The sequence below is a fragment of the Agrilactobacillus fermenti genome (assembly GCF_047943045.1).
GTDB lineage: Bacteria > Bacillota > Bacilli > Lactobacillales > Lactobacillaceae > Agrilactobacillus > Agrilactobacillus fermenti.
In genome coordinates, this window is record NZ_CP181347.1 from 2,137,141 (window position 1) to 2,160,548 (window position 23,408).

13 protein-coding genes and 3 pseudogenes are annotated in these 23,408 nt (G+C 38.0%); 1 reads left to right on the forward strand and 15 read right to left on the reverse strand.

The window, feature by feature from the left end; all coding sequences use genetic code 11:
* Positions 1–55 precede the first annotated feature (55 nt).
* Positions 56–1,196: pseudogene (locus ACNAN0_RS10735) on the reverse strand (IS3 family transposase).
* A gap of 540 nt (positions 1,197–1,736) precedes the next feature.
* Positions 1,737–2,327, reverse strand: a complete 591-nt coding sequence (locus ACNAN0_RS10740; RefSeq protein WP_416353269.1) for a hypothetical protein — start codon at positions 2,325–2,327, stop codon at positions 1,737–1,739.
* Between the two features lie 276 nt (positions 2,328–2,603).
* Here ACNAN0_RS10740 and ACNAN0_RS10745 point away from each other — a divergent pair, with 276 nt between their 5' ends.
* On the forward strand, positions 2,604–4,580 hold the full coding sequence (locus tag ACNAN0_RS10745; RefSeq protein WP_303231556.1) for a Dam family site-specific DNA-(adenine-N6)-methyltransferase: 1,977 nt from the start codon (positions 2,604–2,606) through the stop codon (positions 4,578–4,580).
* A gap of 43 nt (positions 4,581–4,623) precedes the next feature.
* On the opposite strand, the gene ACNAN0_RS10750 is transcribed toward ACNAN0_RS10745, so the two are convergent.
* From ACNAN0_RS10750 to pcrA, 13 genes and pseudogenes are all read right to left on the reverse strand, one after another.
* On the reverse strand, positions 4,624–6,390 hold the full coding sequence (locus ACNAN0_RS10750) for a restriction endonuclease FokI C-terminal domain-containing protein (protein ID WP_416353270.1): 1,767 nt from the start codon (positions 6,388–6,390) through the stop codon (positions 4,624–4,626).
* Between the two features lie 200 nt (positions 6,391–6,590).
* Positions 6,591–7,472 carry a DNA adenine methylase gene (locus ACNAN0_RS10755; protein ID WP_303231336.1) on the reverse strand — a complete coding sequence of 294 codons (882 nt, stop codon included), beginning with the start codon at positions 7,470–7,472 and terminating at the stop codon, positions 6,591–6,593.
* 35 nt (positions 7,473–7,507) lie between these two features.
* Positions 7,508–9,268 carry an AAA family ATPase gene (locus ACNAN0_RS10760; protein ID WP_416353271.1) on the reverse strand — a complete coding sequence of 587 codons (1,761 nt, stop codon included), beginning with the start codon at positions 9,266–9,268 and terminating at the stop codon, positions 7,508–7,510.
* A 235-nt stretch (positions 9,269–9,503) separates the two neighbouring features.
* Positions 9,504–10,644 (reverse strand): annotated as a pseudogene (locus ACNAN0_RS10765) (IS3 family transposase).
* A 151-nt stretch (positions 10,645–10,795) separates the two neighbouring features.
* Positions 10,796–11,218, reverse strand: a pseudogene (locus ACNAN0_RS10770) (ISL3 family transposase); the annotation flags it as partial.
* A 526-nt stretch (positions 11,219–11,744) separates the two neighbouring features.
* Positions 11,745–13,121, reverse strand: a complete 1,377-nt coding sequence (gene rlmD / locus ACNAN0_RS10775; protein ID WP_230912382.1) for a 23S rRNA (uracil(1939)-C(5))-methyltransferase RlmD — start codon at positions 13,119–13,121, stop codon at positions 11,745–11,747.
* Between the two features lie 127 nt (positions 13,122–13,248).
* On the reverse strand, positions 13,249–14,322 hold the full coding sequence (locus tag ACNAN0_RS10780; RefSeq protein ID WP_230912381.1) for a diacylglycerol kinase: 1,074 nt from the start codon (positions 14,320–14,322) through the stop codon (positions 13,249–13,251).
* 20 nt (positions 14,323–14,342) lie between these two features.
* Entirely contained in the window at positions 14,343–15,773 is a 1,431-nt protein-coding gene (gene gatB / locus ACNAN0_RS10785) for an Asp-tRNA(Asn)/Glu-tRNA(Gln) amidotransferase subunit GatB (protein ID WP_230912380.1), read from the reverse strand.
* Positions 15,773–17,242: an Asp-tRNA(Asn)/Glu-tRNA(Gln) amidotransferase subunit GatA gene (gatA, locus tag ACNAN0_RS10790; RefSeq protein WP_230912379.1), complete on the reverse strand. Its 1,470-nt coding sequence runs from the start codon at positions 17,240–17,242 to the stop codon at positions 15,773–15,775. The genes gatB and gatA overlap by 1 nt, the downstream gene beginning before the upstream one ends.
* Complete coding sequence (gatC, locus tag ACNAN0_RS10795; protein ID WP_230912378.1) at positions 17,243–17,542, reverse strand: Asp-tRNA(Asn)/Glu-tRNA(Gln) amidotransferase subunit GatC; 300 nt, start codon at positions 17,540–17,542, stop codon at positions 17,243–17,245.
* 63 nt (positions 17,543–17,605) lie between these two features.
* Entirely contained in the window at positions 17,606–18,751 is a 1,146-nt protein-coding gene (locus tag ACNAN0_RS10800; RefSeq protein ID WP_416353272.1) for a CamS family sex pheromone protein, read from the reverse strand.
* Positions 18,752–18,766: 15 nt separating this feature from the next.
* Positions 18,767–20,797: an NAD-dependent DNA ligase LigA gene (gene ligA, locus ACNAN0_RS10805; RefSeq protein WP_416353273.1), complete on the reverse strand. Its 2,031-nt coding sequence runs from the start codon at positions 20,795–20,797 to the stop codon at positions 18,767–18,769.
* Positions 20,798–20,828: 31 nt separating this feature from the next.
* Positions 20,829–23,078 carry a DNA helicase PcrA gene (gene pcrA, locus ACNAN0_RS10810; protein WP_416353274.1) on the reverse strand — a complete coding sequence of 750 codons (2,250 nt, stop codon included), beginning with the start codon at positions 23,076–23,078 and terminating at the stop codon, positions 20,829–20,831.
* Positions 23,079–23,408 lie beyond the last annotated feature (330 nt).

The window sequence follows — 23,408 nt, forward strand, 5'->3', positions numbered from 1 at the left end:
GATCGAAGTGATGAAGAAGCCCGTTATGGAATATGCGTCAAAAAATAATGGTTATTTAGGCTCGCTTAGCTAAATTCTCCATTTGTTCTGGAGTTAAATAATCGATACTGCTGTGGATCCGATTACGATTATAAAAACCTTCAATATATTGGAAGATAGCCCGATGGGCTACTTCAAAATCTTCGTACAGCTTTGCAGGATAGACTTCCTCTTTTGATTGAGGCGTGAAATGATTCAATACCGGCGTTGTCATAAGGGCAGCCCTTTCGGCTGAAAGAATGCTGAATATTTAGTTCTTGTAATCTGGATTCATAGGCAGCACTCAGTGTACTGAGCGCCAAGATCTGAGTGGATGATCAAATCCTTGGTCGGCACATTATTCAATAGAGCATGTTCAAGTGTGTCAAGAACAAGTTTTACGGTCATTTGTTTGCCATATTTCCAGCCAATGATCTTTTTAGTGTGGAGGTCTTGGATCGTAGATAAATAAGTCCAACCGTCTTTTCGAGTGTGAATATAAGTGATATCGGTTGCCCATTTTTGATTGATAGTCGTTGTTGTAAAGTCCTGGTTCAATAAATTTTTTCGGCCTTCGGTTATTGGCTTTGAAAATCGACTCGGTTGATACTTCTTAACAGTGATGGCCCGTAGGCCCAACGTTTTCATGAGTTTTTGAACTCGCTTCAAGGAAATATGCTCATCTCGACTGATGAGAAGGTAATGGATCTTAGGAGCACCATAAATACCCTTATTCTCAAAATAGATCCCTGAGATCAATCGACAAAGACGTTCATTCTCAATTTCACGTTTAGAGGGCCGTTTTTTAAGCCATTGGTAATAACTAGATCTTGGCACTGATAGAGCAGCACACATTTGCTTGATATCATGATTTTTGACATTTGATTGGATATATTCGAAGACGATAGTTGATTCTACTTTTGAGCGAATATGGTCAAGGCTTTTTTTAAGATGGCATTTTCCTCCTTCATACGAGCCATCTCTTTCTTCATAGCTAAAATTTCTGCTTCGGATACTCCATTTTTTTCGTTTTTGGTATAAAGCTTTTTCCAGCGGTAGATTGTTTGCGTAGCGATACCATATTCCTCGGCTAACGAATCGATCGAGTGACCAGATTGGTTGAGGTCAAGGATCATCTTCTTGAAATCTTCATCAAATGTTTTTCTCTTTTTGGTCATTTTGGACACGTCCTATTCTTAGTAGTTAGATTCTACCAAACCGTGTCCATGAAATCATCCTAACATCAAGGTCAAGGATAAAAATATAAGGTTTGATAAAAAATTACCTTTCGAAATAAAAAAGTCAAGAATGAATTAGTCGTCGTTTATACAATCCAAAAAGCTCTCATATTTTCCACTCAATCTACCAGCTTAAGAAGCAAAAAAAGTGTACTAATTCCAATCATCAGAAAGGAAATTAGTACACTTTCAATCTATCAAAAATACTGTTATACCAGTGCTTGTTAACTACTCACCTTCACGTTCCAACACGGTAATGCTTTCAATATGCAGCGAGTGGTGTTTGCCAATTACACATTAAGGATAAATGGCCATGCGTCGCGGTTAGCTATGTCTGTTAAAATGTAGCAATTATGTCTACACAGCCATTACGATCTAATAATTTCAGGATTTTTCAAATCATTAACAGCTCACTTTTTCAATCAGTTTGTGGAAAAATATAACTCTCAGAATAAGAGTTGCGCGTCTGTGGAAAAATGATTAATACGGTAATATTTGATGATCAGCATTAAGATTATCTTGAATTACCTTATAAGTTTGCCTGTGCTCTTCATTCACATCAGTTGTATCTAAAACTAGAATTTCATCTACATATGGATAGAGTTTTTCAGGAGCACTATTAAAGTCATTAGTCGTTATCAAAACATTCTTTTTTGCCTTAGAGTTTTTCAATGTGGCGTAAAACTTTGGAAAATCTTTATTGTCCAGGGCGGATTCCACCGGATGAAAAACCACAAAATCTTTATCCATTCCAAAAGGAAAGTCTCTATTTCTTTTCCATAGTGAAAAATTAACAGTCAGTCCATTTATATTAAATGAGTCACTTAAGTTAAGTTTTGGAATAGATTCATGAAGCCCTTTTGTCAAAAATTCTCTTTCATTGGGAACGGTCGTGTTACCAATAACAATAGTCCCCTCATTAATTCCCTCTTGGTCTTGGAGGCAAGCAAACACTAATAACAATTTGTCATCATCAAAATATCCGCGAATTAAAATATTGTGATTTACTTTATCTAGTAAAATAAATTTAAATCTATCTACAAATTCTTGTGGTTTCAGTTTTTCAACCATTTCTGATCACCTTCTCTTCTTATAGAAATGTCATTGTCTTAAGTTAATTATATGCTTAATTAGATAGATGCAAAACATATCTATACGTCTTTAAATTGGACATTATCCAAAATTGTTTAGAACCATCAATTGATATTATCCATATATCACCTTCCTATGCATTGGAATACACAATTAAAATTCAACTGCAAAATAGACTAATCACCAAAATTAACTTGAATTTATCTAGTTACTGATTTATTCTATGACTACTAGGATGAATACGGATGTGAAAAAATGAGATATATTGGATCAAAACGCGCGTTACTTAAAAATATTGATAGCATATTAAGTTATCATATTGACGGTAGCGAACAAACATTTTTAGATTTATTTGCAGGAACAAATGTAGTCGGGCGTTATTTCAAAAGCCGTTATAAGATTATTAGTAATGACTTACTATATTTCAGCTATATTAACGCAAAAGCAACTATTGAAAACAATAATGAACTAAGATTTGAAAGATTAAAAAAAATCGGCATTCCTAATCCTTTCAAATATTTCAATGACGATAAAAATATAACCCTTGACAGTCACTACTATGAAAAATCGTATTCTCCAACGGGCCAAAAAATGTACTTCACTAAAGAAAATGCCCGACGAATTGACTTTATTAGAGACACCATTGACGACTGGAAAAATAATAATTTATTAACAGAAAGTGAATATTATTATTTAGTCTCATCATTAATCGAAGCTATCCCATTTGTTAGTAATATTACGGGTACTTATGGAGCATACCTAAAAAAATGGGATAATCGAGCACTTAATAAATTACACATTGAGCCATTGGATGTAATTAATAATGACAAGAGTAATAAAGCATATAACCTGGATTCTAATCAGTTAGTTAAGGATATTAAAGCAGATATTACTTACATCGATACCCCTTATAATAATCGACAATATGCATCGAATTACCATGTTTTAGAAAACATAGCTAGAAACAATAAGCCTGAGTTAAAGGGAAAAACTAGTATTTTTGCTTGGAAAACACTGCGTAGTGACTATTCAATGAAGAGACGTGCCCTCAATGCTATGGAAGATTTAATTAAAAATTTAAACAGTCGCCATGTGATACTCAGCTACAGTAATGAAGGCATTATACCAGAATCAGAATTAATCGATATTATCAATAAATACAGCACTGTTAAAGCTGAAGTACACCATATCACATATCGTAAATACGAATCCAAGATTAAGTCCAAAGGAAACGAATTAAATGAAATACTAATATATTTTAGTAAATCTTCACAAGTAGTCAAAACTCATAACCCAGTTGCTAAAAAGCATTCTTACCCCAAAACATGGAAGCCAAGATTAAAAGATACCTACATCAAAAGTCCATTAAATTATATTGGAGGTAAGTATAAACTGCTCCCACAAATTATTCCATTATTTCCAGATAGGATTAATACATTTGTAGATTTATTTTCCGGTGGGGCAAATGTTGGCATCAACGTGAAAGCCAACAAATACTACTTTAATGATATGAATTATCGTATTAATGAATTATTTAGGTTCTTTAATAAGCATACCTCGAATGAATTGGTTACTATGATTAATAAGAGAATTAATGAGTATGGGTTGAGCAAAACGAACAAGAATGCATACCTAAAATTACGAAGAGACTATAATAAGCAGCCCAATCCATTAGATTTATACGTATTAGTATCATACTCCTACAATTATCAATTTAGATTTAATAATTCAATGGAATTCAATAATCCATTTGGAAAAAATCGAAGTAGTTTCAGTAAAAATATGGAAGAACACCTAAGAATGTTTGTTGATAAGCTACACACAATTAACGCAAAATTTACTGACAAAATGTTTGATAAATTTGATATCTCAGGACTTTCAAGCTTAGATTTTGTATATATGGATCCTCCATATCTAATTACAACGGGTAATTATAATGATGGAAATCGAGGATTTATAAATTGGGGAAAAGAGCAAGAAAAAGCAATGTACCAACTGATGGACAATTTATCAGAACGTCATATTAAATTTGCCTTAAGTAACGTTCTTGATCATAAAGGACGAAGTAATGATTTGCTTAAAAAGTATGTCAAAACTCATAATAATATTGTTGTTAATCATTTAAACTACACATACCGTAATTCCTCATATAACACAGCAAACAAGGAATCCGATGAAGTATTAATAACTAATTACGATCCTCATGATTATCGCATTGACACCCTATTTTAGTAAGAAAAAGATCAGTGACAGATTCTAGGTCACTGATCTTTTTCTATTGATGAACTAATTCAATCACTTGATTGTTCATGTATTTTGGTAAAGTATTAACATCTAATTTATCCTTCATAACAGCATCAGCACCTAATAATAGTTGTGATACTTCCAAACCTCCTCCGTTAATACTTGTTCTGTAATGCGTTTGCTTCAATTGCTCGTTAAATTGTGGTAAGAATTTCCCAGAAACCCACAGATAGTAGAACGGGTCCTTAGGTATATTATCACCAAAGTTTTTCCACCATTCATTTGGTTGACGTACTACATCACGCTTTTTATTATCATCAATATAGCGACACATTTCGTCGATTTGACCAATATGCATACCATATCCCCTTTCATAAGCCTTTGTATCTAAAATAATACCAAACTTATTATTAAACACTACGCCATCAGGCTTATTCTGGCCACCCAGATGAACTGACGATAAACCATAGCAGTCCTTAAAAAGCCCTGCTGTTACAATCTCAAAATCTTGGTGACGATGATGATCAAATGCGATATCCAGTAATTCAATATATTTCTCTGGCAAGTTAGTGATTTTACGGTAGTGATTTTTAATCTTCTCGGAATTAAGATCAGCTTCTGCAGGAGTAAATGTCTGATTTGGAATATCAATACCAATAACATTATCTTGGAGCACAATTGAGTTGCCATTTTGCTTTATACGAAGTCCAAATGAAATAAGCTTCTTAATTTCACTATTGAGCAGAGATTCATCTACTTCAATACCTTCATGACTTAAAAAATCAATTAGTGCTGAAATAGTATGATGATTATTAAGTCCCAGAATGATTTTTGCACGCCTGGTTCTTATAAAATCACGAGTCTGCTCGCTGTCCTGCTTTCCAGCAATTGCCAAAAACTCCCATAAAACATACTTAGATTTAGTAGGATTTTTTGATGACCCATTTGCTTTTTTTATCGCATGTAAGCCAGATCCAGTTATAGAGTAAGTTTGAAAACCTGTAATGGTTTTACCATTATCAAGCTCATATTTATTTGTATGCTTTTTAACAAATTTTAATTTCACCAACCAACCTGCTATCATGCGGGCATATTTATCTGACGTTCCTTCCACATCAGATTTAATCTTATCATGTTCTTTTTTTGTCGTAGCTGATTTCAGCCAATCAATCATTAAATCTTCATCGTAAGATGTAAATCCTTTTTCTCCAACAAATCCTAAATTATTTCCGATAGCAAACTTAGTTAATGGGTGCTTGCTGTTAGCTAGTAATGAAAGGACTCTGGTTGCTGGTGGGTACGATAACATTGCGTCTTGAAGGACTTCCATTTCTTCCGCTGACCCATCGTTTGTTTGCGACAGTTTCTTTCCAAGTTCCGTTATTTTAAATAAATCTTTTTCTCTATTATAAGCAACAAAATTTAAACTTACTGCCCAACGAAGGAATCCATCAGCTGTCCAGTTATCTGTATAAAATTTTCCTTTAGTTTTAGCGGACTGCGGTAATATAGTGACTTGGAGCAACGAATTAGCAATCGCCTCCTTTCGCTTCTTAGGGGATTTACCCTCCTTATTATGACTTGTTCCTACAAGATCCCCATAAGTAAACTCCGATACTTTATTATCAAGCTCATCTTGTAATCTTTCTTTATCTCTATCAAAGTAGATTACGTTTTTTATTATATGGTTATCTAACTCTTCATATTGTTTAGATTGTGGGTCAAATACCTGGACTGTCTTTTTTAACTTTGTAAAATCAGATGGATTTTGAACCCAACCAAACGTTCTAAATGCCATTCAAAAGTCACCTTTCATTTTTATATTACCTAGTACCGCTAGTGAGTGCGTTTTCTTACATCAGCACTTAATTTATATTCCCTGAAATGTCAAATAATCTTCTTTATGCAACATTACCTTCTAATTTTAAGTTTTAGAATTTAAAAAGTCTAAATTGATTAATTACGTCGTTTGTAAAATTAGGCTAGAAATTATATCTATCAATCGATCTGATTACAATCTAAAAGTTCAACTTTTCCAAACGAATCAAGTCTTGTAGTGTAACTTGCAAACATATATTCATTGGCACGTCTTTTTCTATTTGCAGAATATGATAACTGATATTTGTACACCTGAGAAAAAGGTCGATAGTAATTCAGTATTTCTTTTTGAGTATCATAAGTTGTTATCCATTTTTTATCTTTTAAATTTACTATCGTATTCGCTATTTTCTTGTGCATATCATTGTCAACAAATGATAAATATAAATTCTTTCCTTGACCAAAATATGGAGGATCAAAAAAAGTAAACGTTGATTGAGAATCAAGTTTATCTATCTTATTTGGGATAAAATTTTGGGCATCCATATTGCTTAATTCTATATAATCTCTCATACCATAAATCTTTTTAATTTTGTGAATCAAATTAGATTTATTAAATCGACAATTAAGTTTATATTTCCCTCTTTGCTCTTTTCCTCCAATAGGTCCTCCATTAATGATTCCACTTACGTTAGTTCTGTTTAAGTAAAACGTTGCAAAAGCGTTTTTTAAAGAATGTGGATCTCTAAAATATTTTAAGTGCACCTTTTTTTGATGGTTCCACTCTTCTATTGTTACAGGTGTTCTATCTATTAGATCTATAAACTCATCTTTATGATTCAATATGGAATACCATATTGAAAATATTGAAGGATCATAATCATTTAATATTATCCTATCCACATCATTGTGAAACAACAGATACAGAGCCACACCTGCACCGCCTGCAAACGGTTCCACATAAGTTTTAGAGATATCATTTATTTTTAATAAATGCTCTACATAAGTTGCTAATTGACTCTTACCCCCAGGATATCTCAATATCGAATTTGTATATGGCACACTGTATCGCTTCCTTTAATTACTTTGAATAATTATCATTCAAACACATTTCGTGTTCGGGTTTTACGAACTGCTTCAAAACACTTTACAAGATCAGAAGCAAAATTTTGTAATTCCCCTCTATTTTTTTCATTCATATAATAAAACTCTATTAAATCAGATTGCTCCGCAAATTTTTCTGCTCTTTCCATCCAGTTTGTATTATGTATCAAATGATAGTTAAGCTCTGGTGAATTTATCTTAAATAAATTTCTCATCCTTTTTGCAGTCATATTTGTTATTTCTGGTACAGTGTCAACATGATTCCAAAACTTCATATACTCTTCATGATTGATAGATACATCTTCCATTATTTTGTATAAATAAACTTCTGGAGAGTAAAAAGATGGCAATCTTAATACATTTCCAAATGGTTTCTTTTGCGGGGTTAGCTTTCGTTCAAATTCTTTTTTATTAATTTTTAGTGCTTTATCAGGATCAATATCTTGCTTTAATTTAGAATCACCATCTAAAACAATAAGTACTGTCTTAAAATAGTCATCTTTCTCCGGAAGTCCTTTCAAATGTTCTTTACCTAAAGATACATCTATAACATTAGGACAACCATATAATCGCTCAAGGTTGTCTAAATCTGTATTATCTTTTAGTAAATTGTTCTTTATACACGAGTACAATAGTTCAAAAATTCTTTTAGTATGTTCATCTTCACAGTATACTTTGATTTCAGGACGTGAACCAAAAACCATATCAAACATATCCGCTTTTAATGTGTGATAATCGTTTACATGGCTCAAGCGTGGGTTTTCTTCGTCCTTAAAGTACACTAACTTATAATCCTCTGGATCTTCAGATTGTAATCTGCATATTTCTTTTAGCACAGTTAACGAATGTGTTGTCACAATTATTTGTAGATTCAAATCATCAACAAGATTTTTTAGTAATACCCACAAATTTCTAACAGCGCTAGGATGTAATGATGCATCTATTTCATCAATACATAATATTCCACCTTTATATGAATCACCGGCTTCTTGCTTTAGCGCATAAAAATCCGTAAAAGATGCTACCAAAGACTCTAAATTATCTTGTCCAACGGAAAGAGTATTGTCGGTTGTATTTTTTACATTCAACGCCAAATATTTACGAACACCAACCCCAGCTTTTTTCGTAATAAAGATTGGCTTTTTCGTCGTCTCAATAGAGCCACTTAGGACACTGTTGTAACATTTAGTAAAGAAATCCGTATACCCCTTTTGAATGATACGATTTGTTTTATATACTTCCTTAGTTTTACTACCCGATTCTCCTAAGGGAATTAATCTAGATAAACTAACATATTCTGTTGGAATTTTCACACGCTTTGAAGTCGTACCGGCATCACTTGCTGCTTGCTCTACAGTAATCTTGTTTTTCCGCGTATCATTATTTAACGGACTATAACTTCTAGGAATTACTCGGATACCTCTTCCAGAATCATTATCGTTCTTAAAACTAATCCGTTTAGTTAAATTATATGGTTCTGAATCTTTCCCAACTTTTTTATCATATTCTACAAATAAACGATATTTTTCATAATCCTCGTTAGGATTAATTTTAAACAAATCTGAGAATTCGGGGTGAAACTGTAATCCATTCAGTCTTTTATCATTAGTTCCACTTGCGGAAGCAATCAAAGCTAATAAACTCGATTTTCCAATACCATTAATTCCTGAAATAACAGTTATTTTTTTGCCAAATTCAAATTCTATATCGCTAAGTTTTCTAAAATTTTCTATTTTCATTCGACTTAATTTCATGAACGGGCTCCTACTCTGAATAGAATGTTATAAGAAATTATTTTTTCACTGTTTCCATAATGTCACTAATTGGATTTGAGTCAATATCTTGGACACGATTTGAGAGATTTTTTTCGATATTCCGATGGGCGATTATTTCATCACTTCGATCGAATATCAAACCCACACCGTTTGACATCTGATCGAAGTGATGAAGAAGCCCGTTATGGAATATGCGTCAAAAAATAATGGTTATTTAGGCTCGCTTAGCTAAATTCTCCATTTGTTCTGGAGTTAAATAATCGATACTGCTGTGGATCCGATTACGATTATAAAAACCTTCAATATATTGGAAGATAGCCCGATGGGCTACTTCAAAATCTTCGTACAGCTTTGCAGGATAGACTTCCTCTTTTTTGATTGAGGCGTGAAATGATTCAATACCGGCGTTGTCATAAGGGCAGCCCTTTCGGCTGAAAGAATGCTGAATATTTAGTTCTTGTAATCTGGATTCATAGGCAGCACTAGTGTACTGAGCGCCAAGATCTGAGTGGATGATCAAATCCTTGGTCGGCACATTATTCAATAGAGCATGTTCAAGTGTGTCAAGAACAAGTTTTACGGTCATTTGTTTGCCATATTTCCAGCCAATGATCTTTTTAGTGTGGAGGTCTTGGATCGTAGATAAATAAGTCCAACCGTCTTTTCGAGTGTGAATATAAGTGATATCGGTTGCCCATTTTGATTGATAGTCGTTGTTGTAAAGTCCTGGTTCAATAAATTCTTTCGGCCTTCGGTTATTGGCTTTGAAAATCGACTCGGTTGATACTTCTTAACAGTGATGGCCGTAGGCCCAACGTTTTCATGAGTTTTTGAACTCGCTTCAAGGAAATATGCTCACCTCGACTGATGAGAAGGTAATGAATCTTAGGAGCACCATAAATACCCTTATTCTCAAAATAGATCCCTGAGATCAATCGACAAAGACGTTCATTCTCAATTTCACGTTTAGAGGGCCGTTTTTTAAGCCATTGGTAATAACTAGATCTTGGCACTGATAGAGCAGCACACATTTGCTTGATATCATGATTTTTGACATTTGATTGGATATATTCGAAGACGATAGTTGATTCTACTTTTGAGCGAATATGGTCAAGGCTTTTTTTAAGATGGCATTTTCCTCCTTCATACGAGCCATCTCTTTCTTCATAGCTAAAATTTCTGCTTCCGGATACTCCATTTTTTTCGTTTTTGGTATAAAGCTTTTTCCAGCGGTAGATTGTTTGCGTAGCGATACCATATTCCTCGGCTAACGAATCGATCGAGTGACCAGATTGGTTGAGGTCAAGGATCATCTTCTTGAAATCTTCATCAAATGTTTTTCTCTTTTTGGTCATTTTGGACACGTCCTATTCTTAGTAGTTAGATTCTACCAAACCGTGTCCATGAAATCATCCTAACATCATTATGAAGAACTGCTTTTGATGGAGCAGTTCTTTTTTATGGCTCTTCGTCAAGAAGTACTGATAGAAAAATTTGAATAACTTTTCAAACAGCTCGTGTCTGAGATTGGACATGAGCTGTTCTTTTATTCTTCCAGTTGATGGCAAAGTATGAGTTAGGAAGGGCAAGCAGGATTCGAGCCCGAAAATTAAAGAAGTTACGAAAGCCATAAGCAGTTCGTTTAATAACTTTGATCTTATTGTTAGTTCCTTCGACTGGACCATTCGTGTAGTCACCATATTTAAAGCTGGTGATAATCTCTTTACGATGCCTCCGGAGAGTCCGTTGAACTTTTTGAAGTGATTGGGGAAGCTGGGTCCATTTAATCGCGAGTAAATGATTGAGTTCATCCTTACTACGATGATTGATCGCGAGAATAAGGTCCTGATAATAACGATAAGCTTGTTTAAGATCATCATTGAAAGCCAGTAAGCGTTGAATAACTTCAACGTCGGTCAACTGAGTATACTCTATTGTAGCAGACTATTGAAAACGTTTACTTATTTTTGCTGATTATTCCAACTTTAAATCGGCTTGACTGACCATAGTATCAACCTTCAATTCATGGATTGTATATTCAGTTGAAATTTGTGATAAATGCTGATTAACATTTATTTCTTGCATAGCTGATTTATCCTTAAAAAAGAATAATTTTTGTCATACACGTCGAGTCTACAACTCTCCTGCGAATTTTCGATATTTTAACCGAATTAGCATAAATTCAATATTATTTTCGTTAACTCACTCCTTGGTACCAAACTGACCGATTCGTACATACCACAAACGCTACCATATCAAGGCTCACCTCTACTTCCACTACCCTAATCGACACGACCTGCCAAACTGGACAATCGTCTACTCGACTATCGAAATAGGACATAGAACACTCGACCCGCCAGCTTCAAATAGAAAAAGTGTACTATTTCCAATAGTTCAGAAGGGAAAAAGTACACTTTCAATCATCTATAAATGCCGTCAGAGCGCGGCTTATCGGCTATTTTTCTGTACGTTCGAGGACCGTTACGCTCTCAACATGGGTGGTCATGGGGAACATGTCTACCGGCTGGGTTTGTTTTGCTGTATAGCCAGCAGCGGCAAATGCCTGCAAATCGCGAGCTAATGTGGCCGGATTACAGCTGATATAAAGTACTTTCTTAGGCCGGACTTTGATTGCGGCTTCAATAAATTCTGGTGCTAAGCCTTTACGTGGTGGATCAACCACGATCAAGTCGGCTTTCATACCTTCTTCAGCCCATTGCGGCAATACTTCTTCAGCCTTGCCCACCACAAATTCAGCATTCGTAATGCCATTTAATTCAGCGTTAGCGTTGGCATTGGTTACGGCAGCTGGCGTGATTTCTACCCCTTTTACCGAACGAACGTGTTTGGCCATGGAGAGACCGATCGTGCCAATACCAGAGTAAGCATCGATCACAACTTCATCACCGCTTAAATTAGCAGCTTCAATAGCTTTTTGATACAGTACTTGCGTCTGGGTAGGATTGACTTGGTAAAACGATAAGGCAGAGATATCAAATTTCAAGCCTAATAATTCGTCACGAAGATTGGGCTTCCCCCACAAAATACGTTCCTTATGCCCTAAAATCGTATTGCCCTTGGTCCCATTGATATTTTGAATAATGCTGACGACATCAGGGATCTCTGCCAAAATAGCGTTGGCTAACTCCCGACGTTCCGGTAATTCTTTAGTTCGCGTAATCAAGACAATCATCATTTCGCCAGTATAATACCCTCGACGAATCATGATATTCCGTAAAACACCTTGATGATTCACTTCATCATAAGCGGAAATACCAAATTGGCGGATCAAGTCTTGTAATTTAGCAATGGCTGCATCGATTTTTTCATCTTGAATGAAAAAGTCCGTCATGGGCACCAAGCGATGGCTCCGCTTTTGAAAGAAACCAACCGTTGGCTGACCATCCACCGTACGTACGGGTACCTGTGCTTTATTCCGATAATGCGTCGGGTCAGTCATGCCCAAAGTAGGTAAAACATCAATGGCTAATTTCGCTTTTTGGTACAAGTTTTCAATTTGCTGCTGTTTGAATTTTAATTGTGCTGGATAAGCCAAATGCTGCAAAGGCGCAATGCCAGTTTGCGTATAACGCCGATTTTTGATATCCACACGATCAGGACTGCTTTGAACCATTGCTACCGTTTTAGCGAAGGCATACTTCTTAGCAACTTTAGTAATTACCGCTGTAACCACTTCACCGGGTAAAGCATTGTCAATGAAGATGGGAAAATCATCAACTTTGGCAACGCCCAACCCATCATAAGACAAGTCTACCGCTGTAAGATCTAGTGTTTGATTCTTTTGTACTGGTGTATTTAAATTTGTTTTCATATTAACCCCTTAATTAATGATCGCCGTTAAGCATAGCGGAAATTGGCTTGAAATACAAGTTTCATGCAAAATGGACCTGAAAAGCAGAACTAGCATCTGCTCACAGGTCCATTTTTTTAACTATATTTTATGTGTGCTTAGTTTCAGATGCATCATCCGACTTAGGCGCATGGCTTAAATCTAATTCTGGCCGAACCAATTCATGATTCGCATCCAAATTTTGAACATGCTTAACGATCTCAGCCTCAGCGTTCTGTTCCGATGGTGTTTCATAAGTAATAGCTTTATTGGGAATGTCATCCACATTAGCAAACATTTCAATATGCTGTTTCAAATTGACAAACTTCATCGGCGCATCGCCGCCATATTCCCCATCTAAATTGATCATCATCCGCTGATTATCCTTAGGCTTGGCAACTAATTTCCTCGTTTTCACATAAATAATGTTGTTGTCATCTACATGTCGACCACCATTTAAAACAAGAGCCATCAAGCGTAAAATCTCACCAATATTAGATGTTTTGACAATAATTAAAGAAAAATAACCATCATCTAAAGAAGCATCAGGTACGATTTGTTCCATACCACCGACCGAATTTGTCAAAGCTAAGAAAAACATGGAGGCCGGACCATCATAAACACCATTATCATACTCCAGATGCATCTGCGTTGGCCGCATGCGCGGCAACATTTCGGCACCTTTCAAGACATACGCTAGATAGCCTAGAATGGATTTGAATTGAGACGGCACTTCATAGGTTAACTCGGTCATAAAGCCGCCACCGGCAATATTAATAAAATAGTTGTCGTTGGCTTTGCCCACGTCCATCTTGACGGACTGTTTCTTCAAGATGATTTTAGCCGCTTCAACTGGATCTTCACGAGGAATCTTCAAAGCACGCGCATAGTCATTAGTTGTTCCAGCAGGGATGATCGCCATCTTGGGGCGTCTTTTTAATCCGGCGATCCCGTTAACGACCTCATTGATTGTCCCATCGCCACCGGCTGCAACGATCAAGTCAAACCCCTCTTTAGCCACGCGTTTAGCCTCTTTAGCAGCCGAAAGCGGTGCTTTAGTCGTTTGAAACGCACTGGCTTCATAACCAGCTGTTTCTAAAATATGCAAGATTTGACCCACACTTCGCAGCAACGTTTCATGACCTGCAGTGGGATTGTATATCAATCTAGCCCGGACTCTCATGTTTCTCCCTCTTTAACTACTTAGCGTTTTTTTAATTCTGCCATCAAAATTTGATTGACGACTTTTGGATTGGCTTTACCGCGGGTTTGTTTCATAATTTGACCAACTAAGAAACCAACAGCCCGATCTTTCCCATTTTTAAAGTCATCAATTGATTGTTGGTTATTGTCCAAAACCTCATCAATGATCGGTGTCAGTTTAGCAGGATCGGATAATTGCACCATACCTTTTTCTTCGACCCATTGCTTGGGTTCCGTGCCATTAGTAATGATTTCTTGGAACACTTTTTTAGCGATCTTAGAACTGATCGTCCCATCTTTAATCAAATTGATCATTGTTGCCAAATGTTCTGGTGTCAGCTTCGTCTCTTGCAGATCCAGCTTATTTTCATTCAAGTAGGCATTTACTTCACCCATCAGCCAGTTGGAAACTTGCTTGGGATCAGCACCTTGTGCAACGGCAGCGTCAAAGAAATCAGACATTTCTTTCGTGGTTGTTAACACGTTAGCATCATATTCTGGCAAGCCGTATGTTTGTACATAACGCTGCCGCCGTTTATCAGGCATTTCTGGAATGCTTGCTTGAATTTCTTTGATCCAGTCGTCACTAATATGAAATGGTGGAATGTCTGGTTCTGGGAAATAACGATAATCATCAGAACCTTCTTTTACACGCATCAAATAAGTTTGTCCGGTCGCATCATCATAGCGTCTCGTCTCCTGGCGAATTGTACCGCCAGACATCAAGACACGACTTTGCCGTTTTTCTTCATAGGCTAGGCCTAGACGGACAAAATTGAAAGAGTTTAAGTTCTTTAACTCTGTTTTTGTCCCATATTTTTCTTGTCCAATTGGCCGAATCGAAATGTTTGTGTCGACCCGCATGGAACCCTCTTCCATTTTGACATCGGAAGCTCCAGTAAATTGAACGATCTGCCGCAATTTTTCTAAGTAAGCATAGGCTTCATCAGGAGAGGCAATATCTGGCTTAGATACAATTTCGATCAAAGGTGTGCCTTGACGGTTCAGGTCAACGTATGAGTAGCCATCTTCGGAATGGGTATTCTTACCGGCATCTTCTTCGACATGCAATTCAGCAATACCGATTTTTTTCTTCTTGCCATCGACTTCAATTTCAACCCAACCATTGGTGCCCAAGGGCTTTTCAAATTGTGTGATCTGATAGGCTTTAGGATTATCCGGGTAGAAATAGTTTTTCCGATCAAAATGCGTATCGCGCGTAATGTCTGCATTCAAAGCTAAAGCAACCATGATGCCATAACGATAGGCTTGTTTATTGACTTTAGGCAGCACACCCGGAAAACCAAAGTCGATAACATTGGTGTTCGTATTGGGCTCATCCCCAAATTCAACTGGTGAAGGACTAAACATCTTAGTCTTGGTCTTTAATTCAACGTGGACTTCTAACCCGATTGTTGTTTCAAAGTTCATTAGTTTTGACCTCCCTTGAATTCTGGAATAGCTTGATGGAATTCTGTGGCTTGTTCAAAGGCATCAGCAGCCTTGAAAATTGTCATTTCATCCATCTTCTTAGCCATCAATTGAACGCCAATTGGCAACCCCGTTTCAGAGAAACCTGCTGGGATCGATGCTGCCGGGATACCTGCTAAGTTGGCCGGAATTGTCAAAATATCATTGAGATACATGGTGACTGGATCAGTAACTTTTTCACCTAACCCAAAGGCTGGCGTTGGTGTTGTTGGGCCTAGAATCAAGTCATATTTTTCAAATAATTGATCAAAATCATTCTTGATCAAAGTACGCACTTGGGCAGCCTTCTTAAAGTAAGCATCATAATAACCAGCTGATAAGGAGAAGGAACCCAACATGATCCGCCGTTTCACTTCGTCACCAAAACCTTCAGAACGTGAGCGAACATAAACATCTTCCAAAGTTTTGACATCTTTTGCCCGGAAACCATAACGAATGCCATCATAGCGCTGTAAGTTGGAAGAAGCTTCACTGGAAGCGATAATGTAATAAGCTGGGACAGCATATTTCGTATACGGCAGGGAAACTTCTTCAACCGTAGCACCTAAACTTTCAAAAGTTTTGATGGCGGCTTGAATTGCTTTAACCACGTCAGCGTCAATGCCCTTATCCATATATTCTTTTGGTACCGCAATCTTAAGGCCCTTGATATCCTGACCTAGTGCTTTGGTAAAGTCGGGCACGGCTTCAGTTGCACTTGTCCCGTCATGATCATCATGGCCAGAAATGGCATTCAAAATGATGGCACTATCTTTGATAGAACGGGACAAAACCCCGATCTGATCCAAACTAGAGCCAAAGGCCATTAAGCCCCAACGTGAAACACGACCATAAGTTGGTTTGATCCCAAAAATACCGTTAAAAGCAGCTGGCTGACGAATAGAACCACCTGTATCTGTCCCAAGCGCGGCAATCACTTCACCGGCTGCCACAGCGGCTGCTGAACCACCTGAAGAACCACCAGGCACCTTGGTTAGATTCCAAGGATTATGCGTTTCACCAAAATAAGAAGTTTCTGTCGAACTTCCCATGGCAAATTCATCTAAGTTGGTTTTACCAACGGTGATGGTCTTTTGACCATCTAATTTATCCATGACCGTCGCATTATAAACAGGTTCAAAGTTGTCTAAGATATGGCTGGCAGCCGTCGTCTTTAAACCTTTAGTAACGATATTATCTTTAATGCCTAAAGGAATCCCAGCCAATAATTCGTCTGGGTCAATGCCAGCTGCATCTAATGCATCTGCTTTTTCCAGTGCGTCAGTTTTATTTAAAGTAATAAAAGCATTGATTTTCTCATCCGTTTGTTCAATGTAATCAAACGTAGCTTCTACTAATTGGCGAACGGTTATTTCTTTATTAACTAACTTATCGTGGAGACTCGTAATATCTTCATTGAAGTAATTCAACTATTCGTCCTCCTCTTTTTCAATAATTGCAGGCACCCGAATTAGCCCTTCCGTTGTTTCAGGGACATTCTTCAATAATTCAGCGCGCGTCTGACTCTTCACGGGTACATCTTCACGGAAAACATTGACAGCACTTGTGATATGGGTAGTTGGTGCAACATCTTTTGTATCTACTTCACTTAATTGATCGACAAAATCAACAATTTTATCTAATTGACTAGTGAAATTTTCTAATTCGGAATCATCGAATTCTAATTTTGCTAAATTAGCAACATGGGCAACTTGTTCCCTTGAAATCATGCGATCTCCTCTTTCATGAAAATTCATTCTGTTTTATTGTAACATAACTGTTTCTGGTTGGAATTAGTAACTTGAAAAGACATGGGTATAGAAACTCTTAGCATTACTGCTGCGCGCAACAAATGCCTGAATGCCTTGCGTCGATTGTATCGTAATTTGTAACGGAATATTCCGGGGTAAATAGCGACCGGCCGCTTGAGCGATGTATTGCGTAAAGCTGGTGATTTCAGTCTCGCCATAAAATTGAGTATTAATCGTAATATTCATACCCGCTAGCTGATCGTTTTCATAATGGGCCTGGGCAACAACGCCAGCCAAGTTAGGGAAGAAACTCTGAACTTGTGTTTTAAAGTTAGAAAATGAATCATTATCTCCAGAATTAACCGCCTTTTCACCACTAGCCGTTGGTAATACCTGGTTCTTTTCATTGACTCGTTTCCAACTGTCGATTTTCTTAGCACCGTTATCAACCGTGGTGGCCGCTACATAAGTCCCACCCACTAAGCTATCCTTAGAAGCTTGTTTATAAATACCAATCGTGATCGGAACATTTTCCAATCCTTTGCGCTGCCGCAGCCGCTGGACGATTGTTTGCGCCATCTGTTTGCCCTGAGCCAACAAAGTATTATCAGAAATGTTGGTTTGAAATTCAGCACCATATTCTTCTTTTTGATAATAATCCACACTATTCATACCCAGAGCAATACTAATGCCGCCAAGTTTAACGCTTTTATCATCTGTTTGCGTCACATAGTCTTGTTCTAATATTTGTTGCAAATATAATGGTGCTCGCTTATCGGCATCAGTAGAACCATTATCAGCTGGGTTTAGGCCCTCGGGATTTTTTTGCGATTTACGGGCTAACCAGTCCTTAATTGTATCGGATTTTAAATATTGACCCTCTTGCAGTAAATACTTATCAGTGGGGAATTGTGACTTTGATAGATCTGTTAAGCCGTCTTCCATACTTTTAACGTTCAAAACGTTGTCTGTTTGCGATGTCGTTAGGCCCCTAGCCGCACTTGTTTTGTAATGACCGTTTTCGATCACCCCAGTATAATTGGATTCGCCGGTCGCACCTGTTGTTTGCACACCTTTATTGTTTGTGCTTGTTTGCGTGCCTGTCGAGCCAGTACTCTTTAAATTGCCACAGCCCGCCAGTACTAATGCCAAAGTAGCCAATATAAACCAAAGATTTTTTCGTTTCAAAATTTGTCCTCCTACCTACTTTTGAGGCAAATACTCATCCAGCTCTTGCTCATTGATGATTTCAACGCCAAGCTGCTGTGCTTTTGTCAATTTACTACCTGCTGCTTCACCAGCGACCAAAATATCCGTTCTTTTAGAAACTGAGCTGGTAACTTTAGCGCCCAAATGTTCTAATTTTTCGGTTAATTCGGGCCGAGTAAAGTCGTTAAGTTTACCGGTCAATACCACTGTTTTATCCTTAAAGAAGTTGGCCTCGGGCACGGCTTCAGTTTCACCTAAATATTTTAAATTGACGTCTACAGCAGCAAATTCATGGAGTAAGGTTTGAACTTCAGCATTGTTAAAGTAAGTTGCAACGCTATCTGCCATAATCTGACCGACATTATTTATCTGTGTCATATCTTCGCTAGTCGCTTTCGCTAACTGCCAGATATCACCATAATGTGCCGCTAAAATTTTAGCAGCTTTAGCACCCACATGGCGAATGCCTAAACCGAACAACAGCCGTTCCACTGAATTTTGTCGGCTGCGATCAATAGCACCTAGTAAATTTGCAATCGATTTCTCTTTGAATTTATCTAATTGGCTTAAGTCCTCAGCCGTCAAGCGGTATAAATCAGCTGCATCATGGACCAATTCTTTTTCAAATAATTGAGCAATCACGCGTGGTCCCAAACCATCAATATTCATAGCGTTGCGACTGGCAAAATGGGTCAGGCCCTCTTTGATCTGAGCCGGACACATGGGATTGATACAGCGTAAAGCTACTTCGTCTTCTAAATGAACCAATTGGGAACCACAAGAAGGGCACTTTGTCGGTATCTCATAAGGCACCGTATCTGCTGGTCGCTTATTTAAAATCACAGCAGATACTTCTGGAATAATATCGCCAGCTTTATGTAAGCTAACGGTATCCCCAATTCGAATATCTTTGGCCTTCAACATATCTACATTATGCAAGGTGGCTCGAGCCACAGTCGTTCCCGCAAGCGGTACCGGATCCATGACCGCAGTTGGCGTAACCACCCCAGTGCGGCCCACCGTCCATTCAATATCATGGACAACGGTTTGTGCTTCTTCAGGTGGAAATTTATAGGCAATCTCCCAACGAGGGACTTTAACCGTATTACCAAGCGTTTGTTGGGTAGTCAAATCATCGACTTTCAAAACCACCCCATCGATACCATATGGTAACGCATTGCGTTTCGGTGTATTGGTTTCAATAAACGTGATTACTTCCGCAATATTATGACAGAGCTGACTATCTGGATTGACATGAAAACCCAAAGCTTTTAATTTAGCTAAGGCTTCCGTTTGAGTCTGAAGTGTTAGTGTATCCATGCGCGTGATGAAGTAAATAAAGGTATCTAGCTGGCGCGCTTTAGTAACACGCGTGTCTAATTGCCGCAGGCTACCTGCCGCAGCATTACGTGGATTGGCAAAAATCGGCTTTCCCTCTGCTTCGCGCTGCTTATTTAGCTTCTCAAAGGCAGTTTTGGGCATATAACACTCACCACGCACTTCGATTGAAAGCGGTTCAGGCAGAAGCTTAGGAATTGAATCAATCGTCAACAAATTCTTAGTGATATCTTCGCCGACATTGCCATCTCCCCGCGTTGAACCTTGGACAAAACGTCCATTCTCATAAACTAAACTGATTGCCAAACCATCGATTTTCAATTCTGTACTATAACTTAATTGATGTCCCACATTACGGGTTAAGCGCGCATCAAATGCTTTAAGTTCATCAAAGGAGAACACATCTCCCATGGACAGCATCGGTATGGTGTGGGTTACTTTGTCAAAACCGGGTAAAACTTCACCACCGACTTTTTGGGTTGGTGAATCCGGGGTAACAATATCCGGAAAAGCCGTTTCTAAGTCTTGAAGATCGCGATAAAGTGCATCGTAAACACTATCTTCTACCAAAGGTGCATCCTTAGTGTAATAAGCGTCACTATACTGTTGTAGCGTTTGCCGTAACTGTTGTGCTTCTGTGTTGGCTTCTGTCTTGGTATAGGCTTCAATTGATTTTTTTAAGGTCATCTTTAATCACCATTATTAATTTATCTTAAGACTATTCTTGTTTGGTAATTGGTGCAAAAGCAGCTAATAATCGCTTGACACCTTGTTCTTTAAACGCAATATCTAACTCTGCATTTTCACCGGTCCCATTAACTTTCACAACTGTACCAGTGCCCCATTTTTTATGCGTCACTTTATCACCAGCGGTCCAAGTTACCTGCGCCGCTGAACTGGTTTTAGCCACGGGACCACTTTGGTGTGCCACATGAGTTGTCGCTTGCGCACGACGCATTTGATTATCAAAGCGCCGCTGACTCGGGGTGCTGGTCTGGCGGAAAGGTATCGCCGCCGCATTTTGATTACCGTAATCCAACAGCTCATCGTCGATTTCACCCACAAACCGTGAAGCTGGATTACTCTGCGTACGGCCATAGAGTACCCGGGAGTAGGCATTCGTCAAATAAAGTTTCTTTTGTGCGCGCGTAATGCCCACATAAGCCAGGCGCCGTTCTTCTTCCAGTTCGTCAGGATCTGCTGCTGCCCGGGATAGCGGGAAAATGCCTTCTTCCATACCGATCAAAAAGACTACGGGGAATTCCAGACCTTTAGCCGCATGCAGCGTCATCAAGGTCACTTCACTAGCTTCTTCTTCTAAATCATCTTGATCACTAACAAGTGCCAGATCCGCTAAGAAATCTACGAATTTATCGCTATCTTCATCCTCGGGCTCATAATTGTCATCAAACCGCTGAGTTACTGAAAGCAATTCTTCAATATTTTCAATGCGACTGTCGGCCTCTAAATTGTGTTGCGCTTTCAAAGCCTTCAAATAACCGGAACGATCCAATAGATCCTCTGTCAATTGAGAAATTGTCTCAGCTTCGATCCGTTCTCGCAAGTCGAAAATCATATTCCCAAAGTCAGCTAAGTTTCCCCGAGCACGACCATTGATATTTGATAAGTCGATATTCAAGCAGGCTTCAAGCAGCGAAAAATCATGTTCATCCGCAAAATCTTGCAGCTTTTCAACCGTACCAGGACCAATCCCGCGCTTTGGCGAATTAATGACGCGCTGAAAACTCATGTCATCTTTTGGATTTGCGACCAAGCGCAAATAAGCCAAAACATCTTTGATTTCCTTACGATCATAGAACTTGTGCCCACCAACCATTTTGTAAGGAATATTGGCTTTCACAAAACCTTCTTCCATCACCCGTGACTGGGCGTTGGTCCGATAAAGAATAGCAAAGTCACCATACTTGTAATTATTTTCTTTGATTTGTTGTTGAATTTGGTCAATAACATATAATGATTCATCTTGTTCACTTTGACCGCGATAGTAAGTGATCTTAGGGCCCTCACTATTTTCTGTCCAAAGTTTTTTAGGCTTGCGGACCACATTATTATTAATGACTTCGTTGGCCGCTTTTAAAATATGCTTCGTCGAACGATAATTTTGTTCCAGTAAAACGATCTGCGCTGTAGGATAGTCCTTTTCAAAGTTCAAAATGTTATTCATGTTGGCCCCGCGCCAACCATAAATACTTTGATCGGCATCACCAACGACACAAAGATTTTGATAACCCCCAGCTAACAACCGCACCAACTGATATTGAGCTTCATTAGTATCCTGATATTCATCGACATGAATATATTGAAACTTATTTTGGTAGTAACTTAACGTTGGCTGATCTTTTTGAAATAATTCAATCGTCAGCATGATCAAATCATCAAAATCCATAGCTTGATCTGCCTGTAAAGACTGCTGATAGCGTTTATAAACTTTGGCTACGATCTCTTCAAATAAAGAACCGGTCTGTTGTTCATAATCTTCAGGTTTGACCATATCATTCTTGGCGTTGCTGATTGTATTCAAAATACTGCGTGGCTCAAATTTCTTAGGATCAATATTTAAATTCTTTAAAATCCGTTTGATCAGAGTTAATTGTTCAGCGGGATCCGCAATCGTAAAACTACGAGCATAGCCGATTTTCTCGCTTTCACGCCGTAAAATTCGCACACACAGCGCATGGAAAGTGGAGACCCAAACATTACGCGCATCCTCTTCATCTAATAATTGTCCGACACGTTCTTTCATTTCTTTCGCAGCTTTGTTGGTAAAAGTGATCGCTAAGATATGCCAAGGCGTAACATTTTTTTCTTCAATCAAATAAGCAACGCGATGTGTCAAAACACGAGTTTTACCACTCCCAGCGCCGGCCATGATTAATAATGGGCCCTCCGTTGTCTGCACCGCTTCTTTTTGCTTATCATTCAGTTTGTTTAGTAAATCTATCGTCATTTTTGGATCCTTTCACTGACTCGTTCGGGTACATAAAAATTATATTTTAGTCTAAAAAGCACACTACATTATAACAAAATTATGTTACTTATTATAGCTACTCCAGCCGTAAACAAAAAAACTGAGTAACAGAAATTTCTGTCATCCCAGTTTCTTCAATTTCCAAATTATTTGATGTTACAGCATTTACTTTAGCAGAGTGTGACAAAAGGCGCTCAACGGCCAAGCACTAACAAGAATTACGATAAATGGTGGATTTTCCATTTGAGGAATGCGCTGTTAGGTAAGGTCGTTGCCTTTTGGAACACGTTTAGACTCACAAGATAGTGT

Coding starts and splice junctions, on each gene's coding strand:
- ACNAN0_RS10740 (WP_416353269.1), bottom strand. CDS start 2,327: ATGGTTGAAAAACTGAAACCACAAGAATTTGTAGATAGATTTAAATTT.
- ACNAN0_RS10745 (WP_303231556.1), top strand. CDS start 2,604: ATGAGATATATTGGATCAAAACGCGCGTTACTTAAAAATATTGATAGC.
- ACNAN0_RS10750 (WP_416353270.1), bottom strand. CDS start 6,390: ATGGCATTTAGAACGTTTGGTTGGGTTCAAAATCCATCTGATTTTACA.
- ACNAN0_RS10760 (WP_416353271.1), bottom strand. CDS start 9,268: ATGAAATTAAGTCGAATGAAAATAGAAAATTTTAGAAAACTTAGCGAT.
- rlmD (WP_230912382.1), bottom strand. CDS start 13,121: ATGAAAACAAATTTAAATACACCAGTACAAAAGAATCAAACACTAGAT.
- ACNAN0_RS10780 (WP_230912381.1), bottom strand. CDS start 14,322: ATGAGAGTCCGGGCTAGATTGATATACAATCCCACTGCAGGTCATGAA.
- gatB (WP_230912380.1), bottom strand. CDS start 15,773: ATGAACTTTGAAACAACAATCGGGTTAGAAGTCCACGTTGAATTAAAG.
- gatC (WP_230912378.1), bottom strand. CDS start 17,542: ATGATTTCAAGGGAACAAGTTGCCCATGTTGCTAATTTAGCAAAATTA.
- ligA (WP_416353273.1), bottom strand. CDS start 20,797: ATGACCTTAAAAAAATCAATTGAAGCCTATACCAAGACAGAAGCCAAC.
- pcrA (WP_416353274.1), bottom strand. CDS start 23,078: ATGACGATAGATTTACTAAACAAACTGAATGATAAGCAAAAAGAAGCG.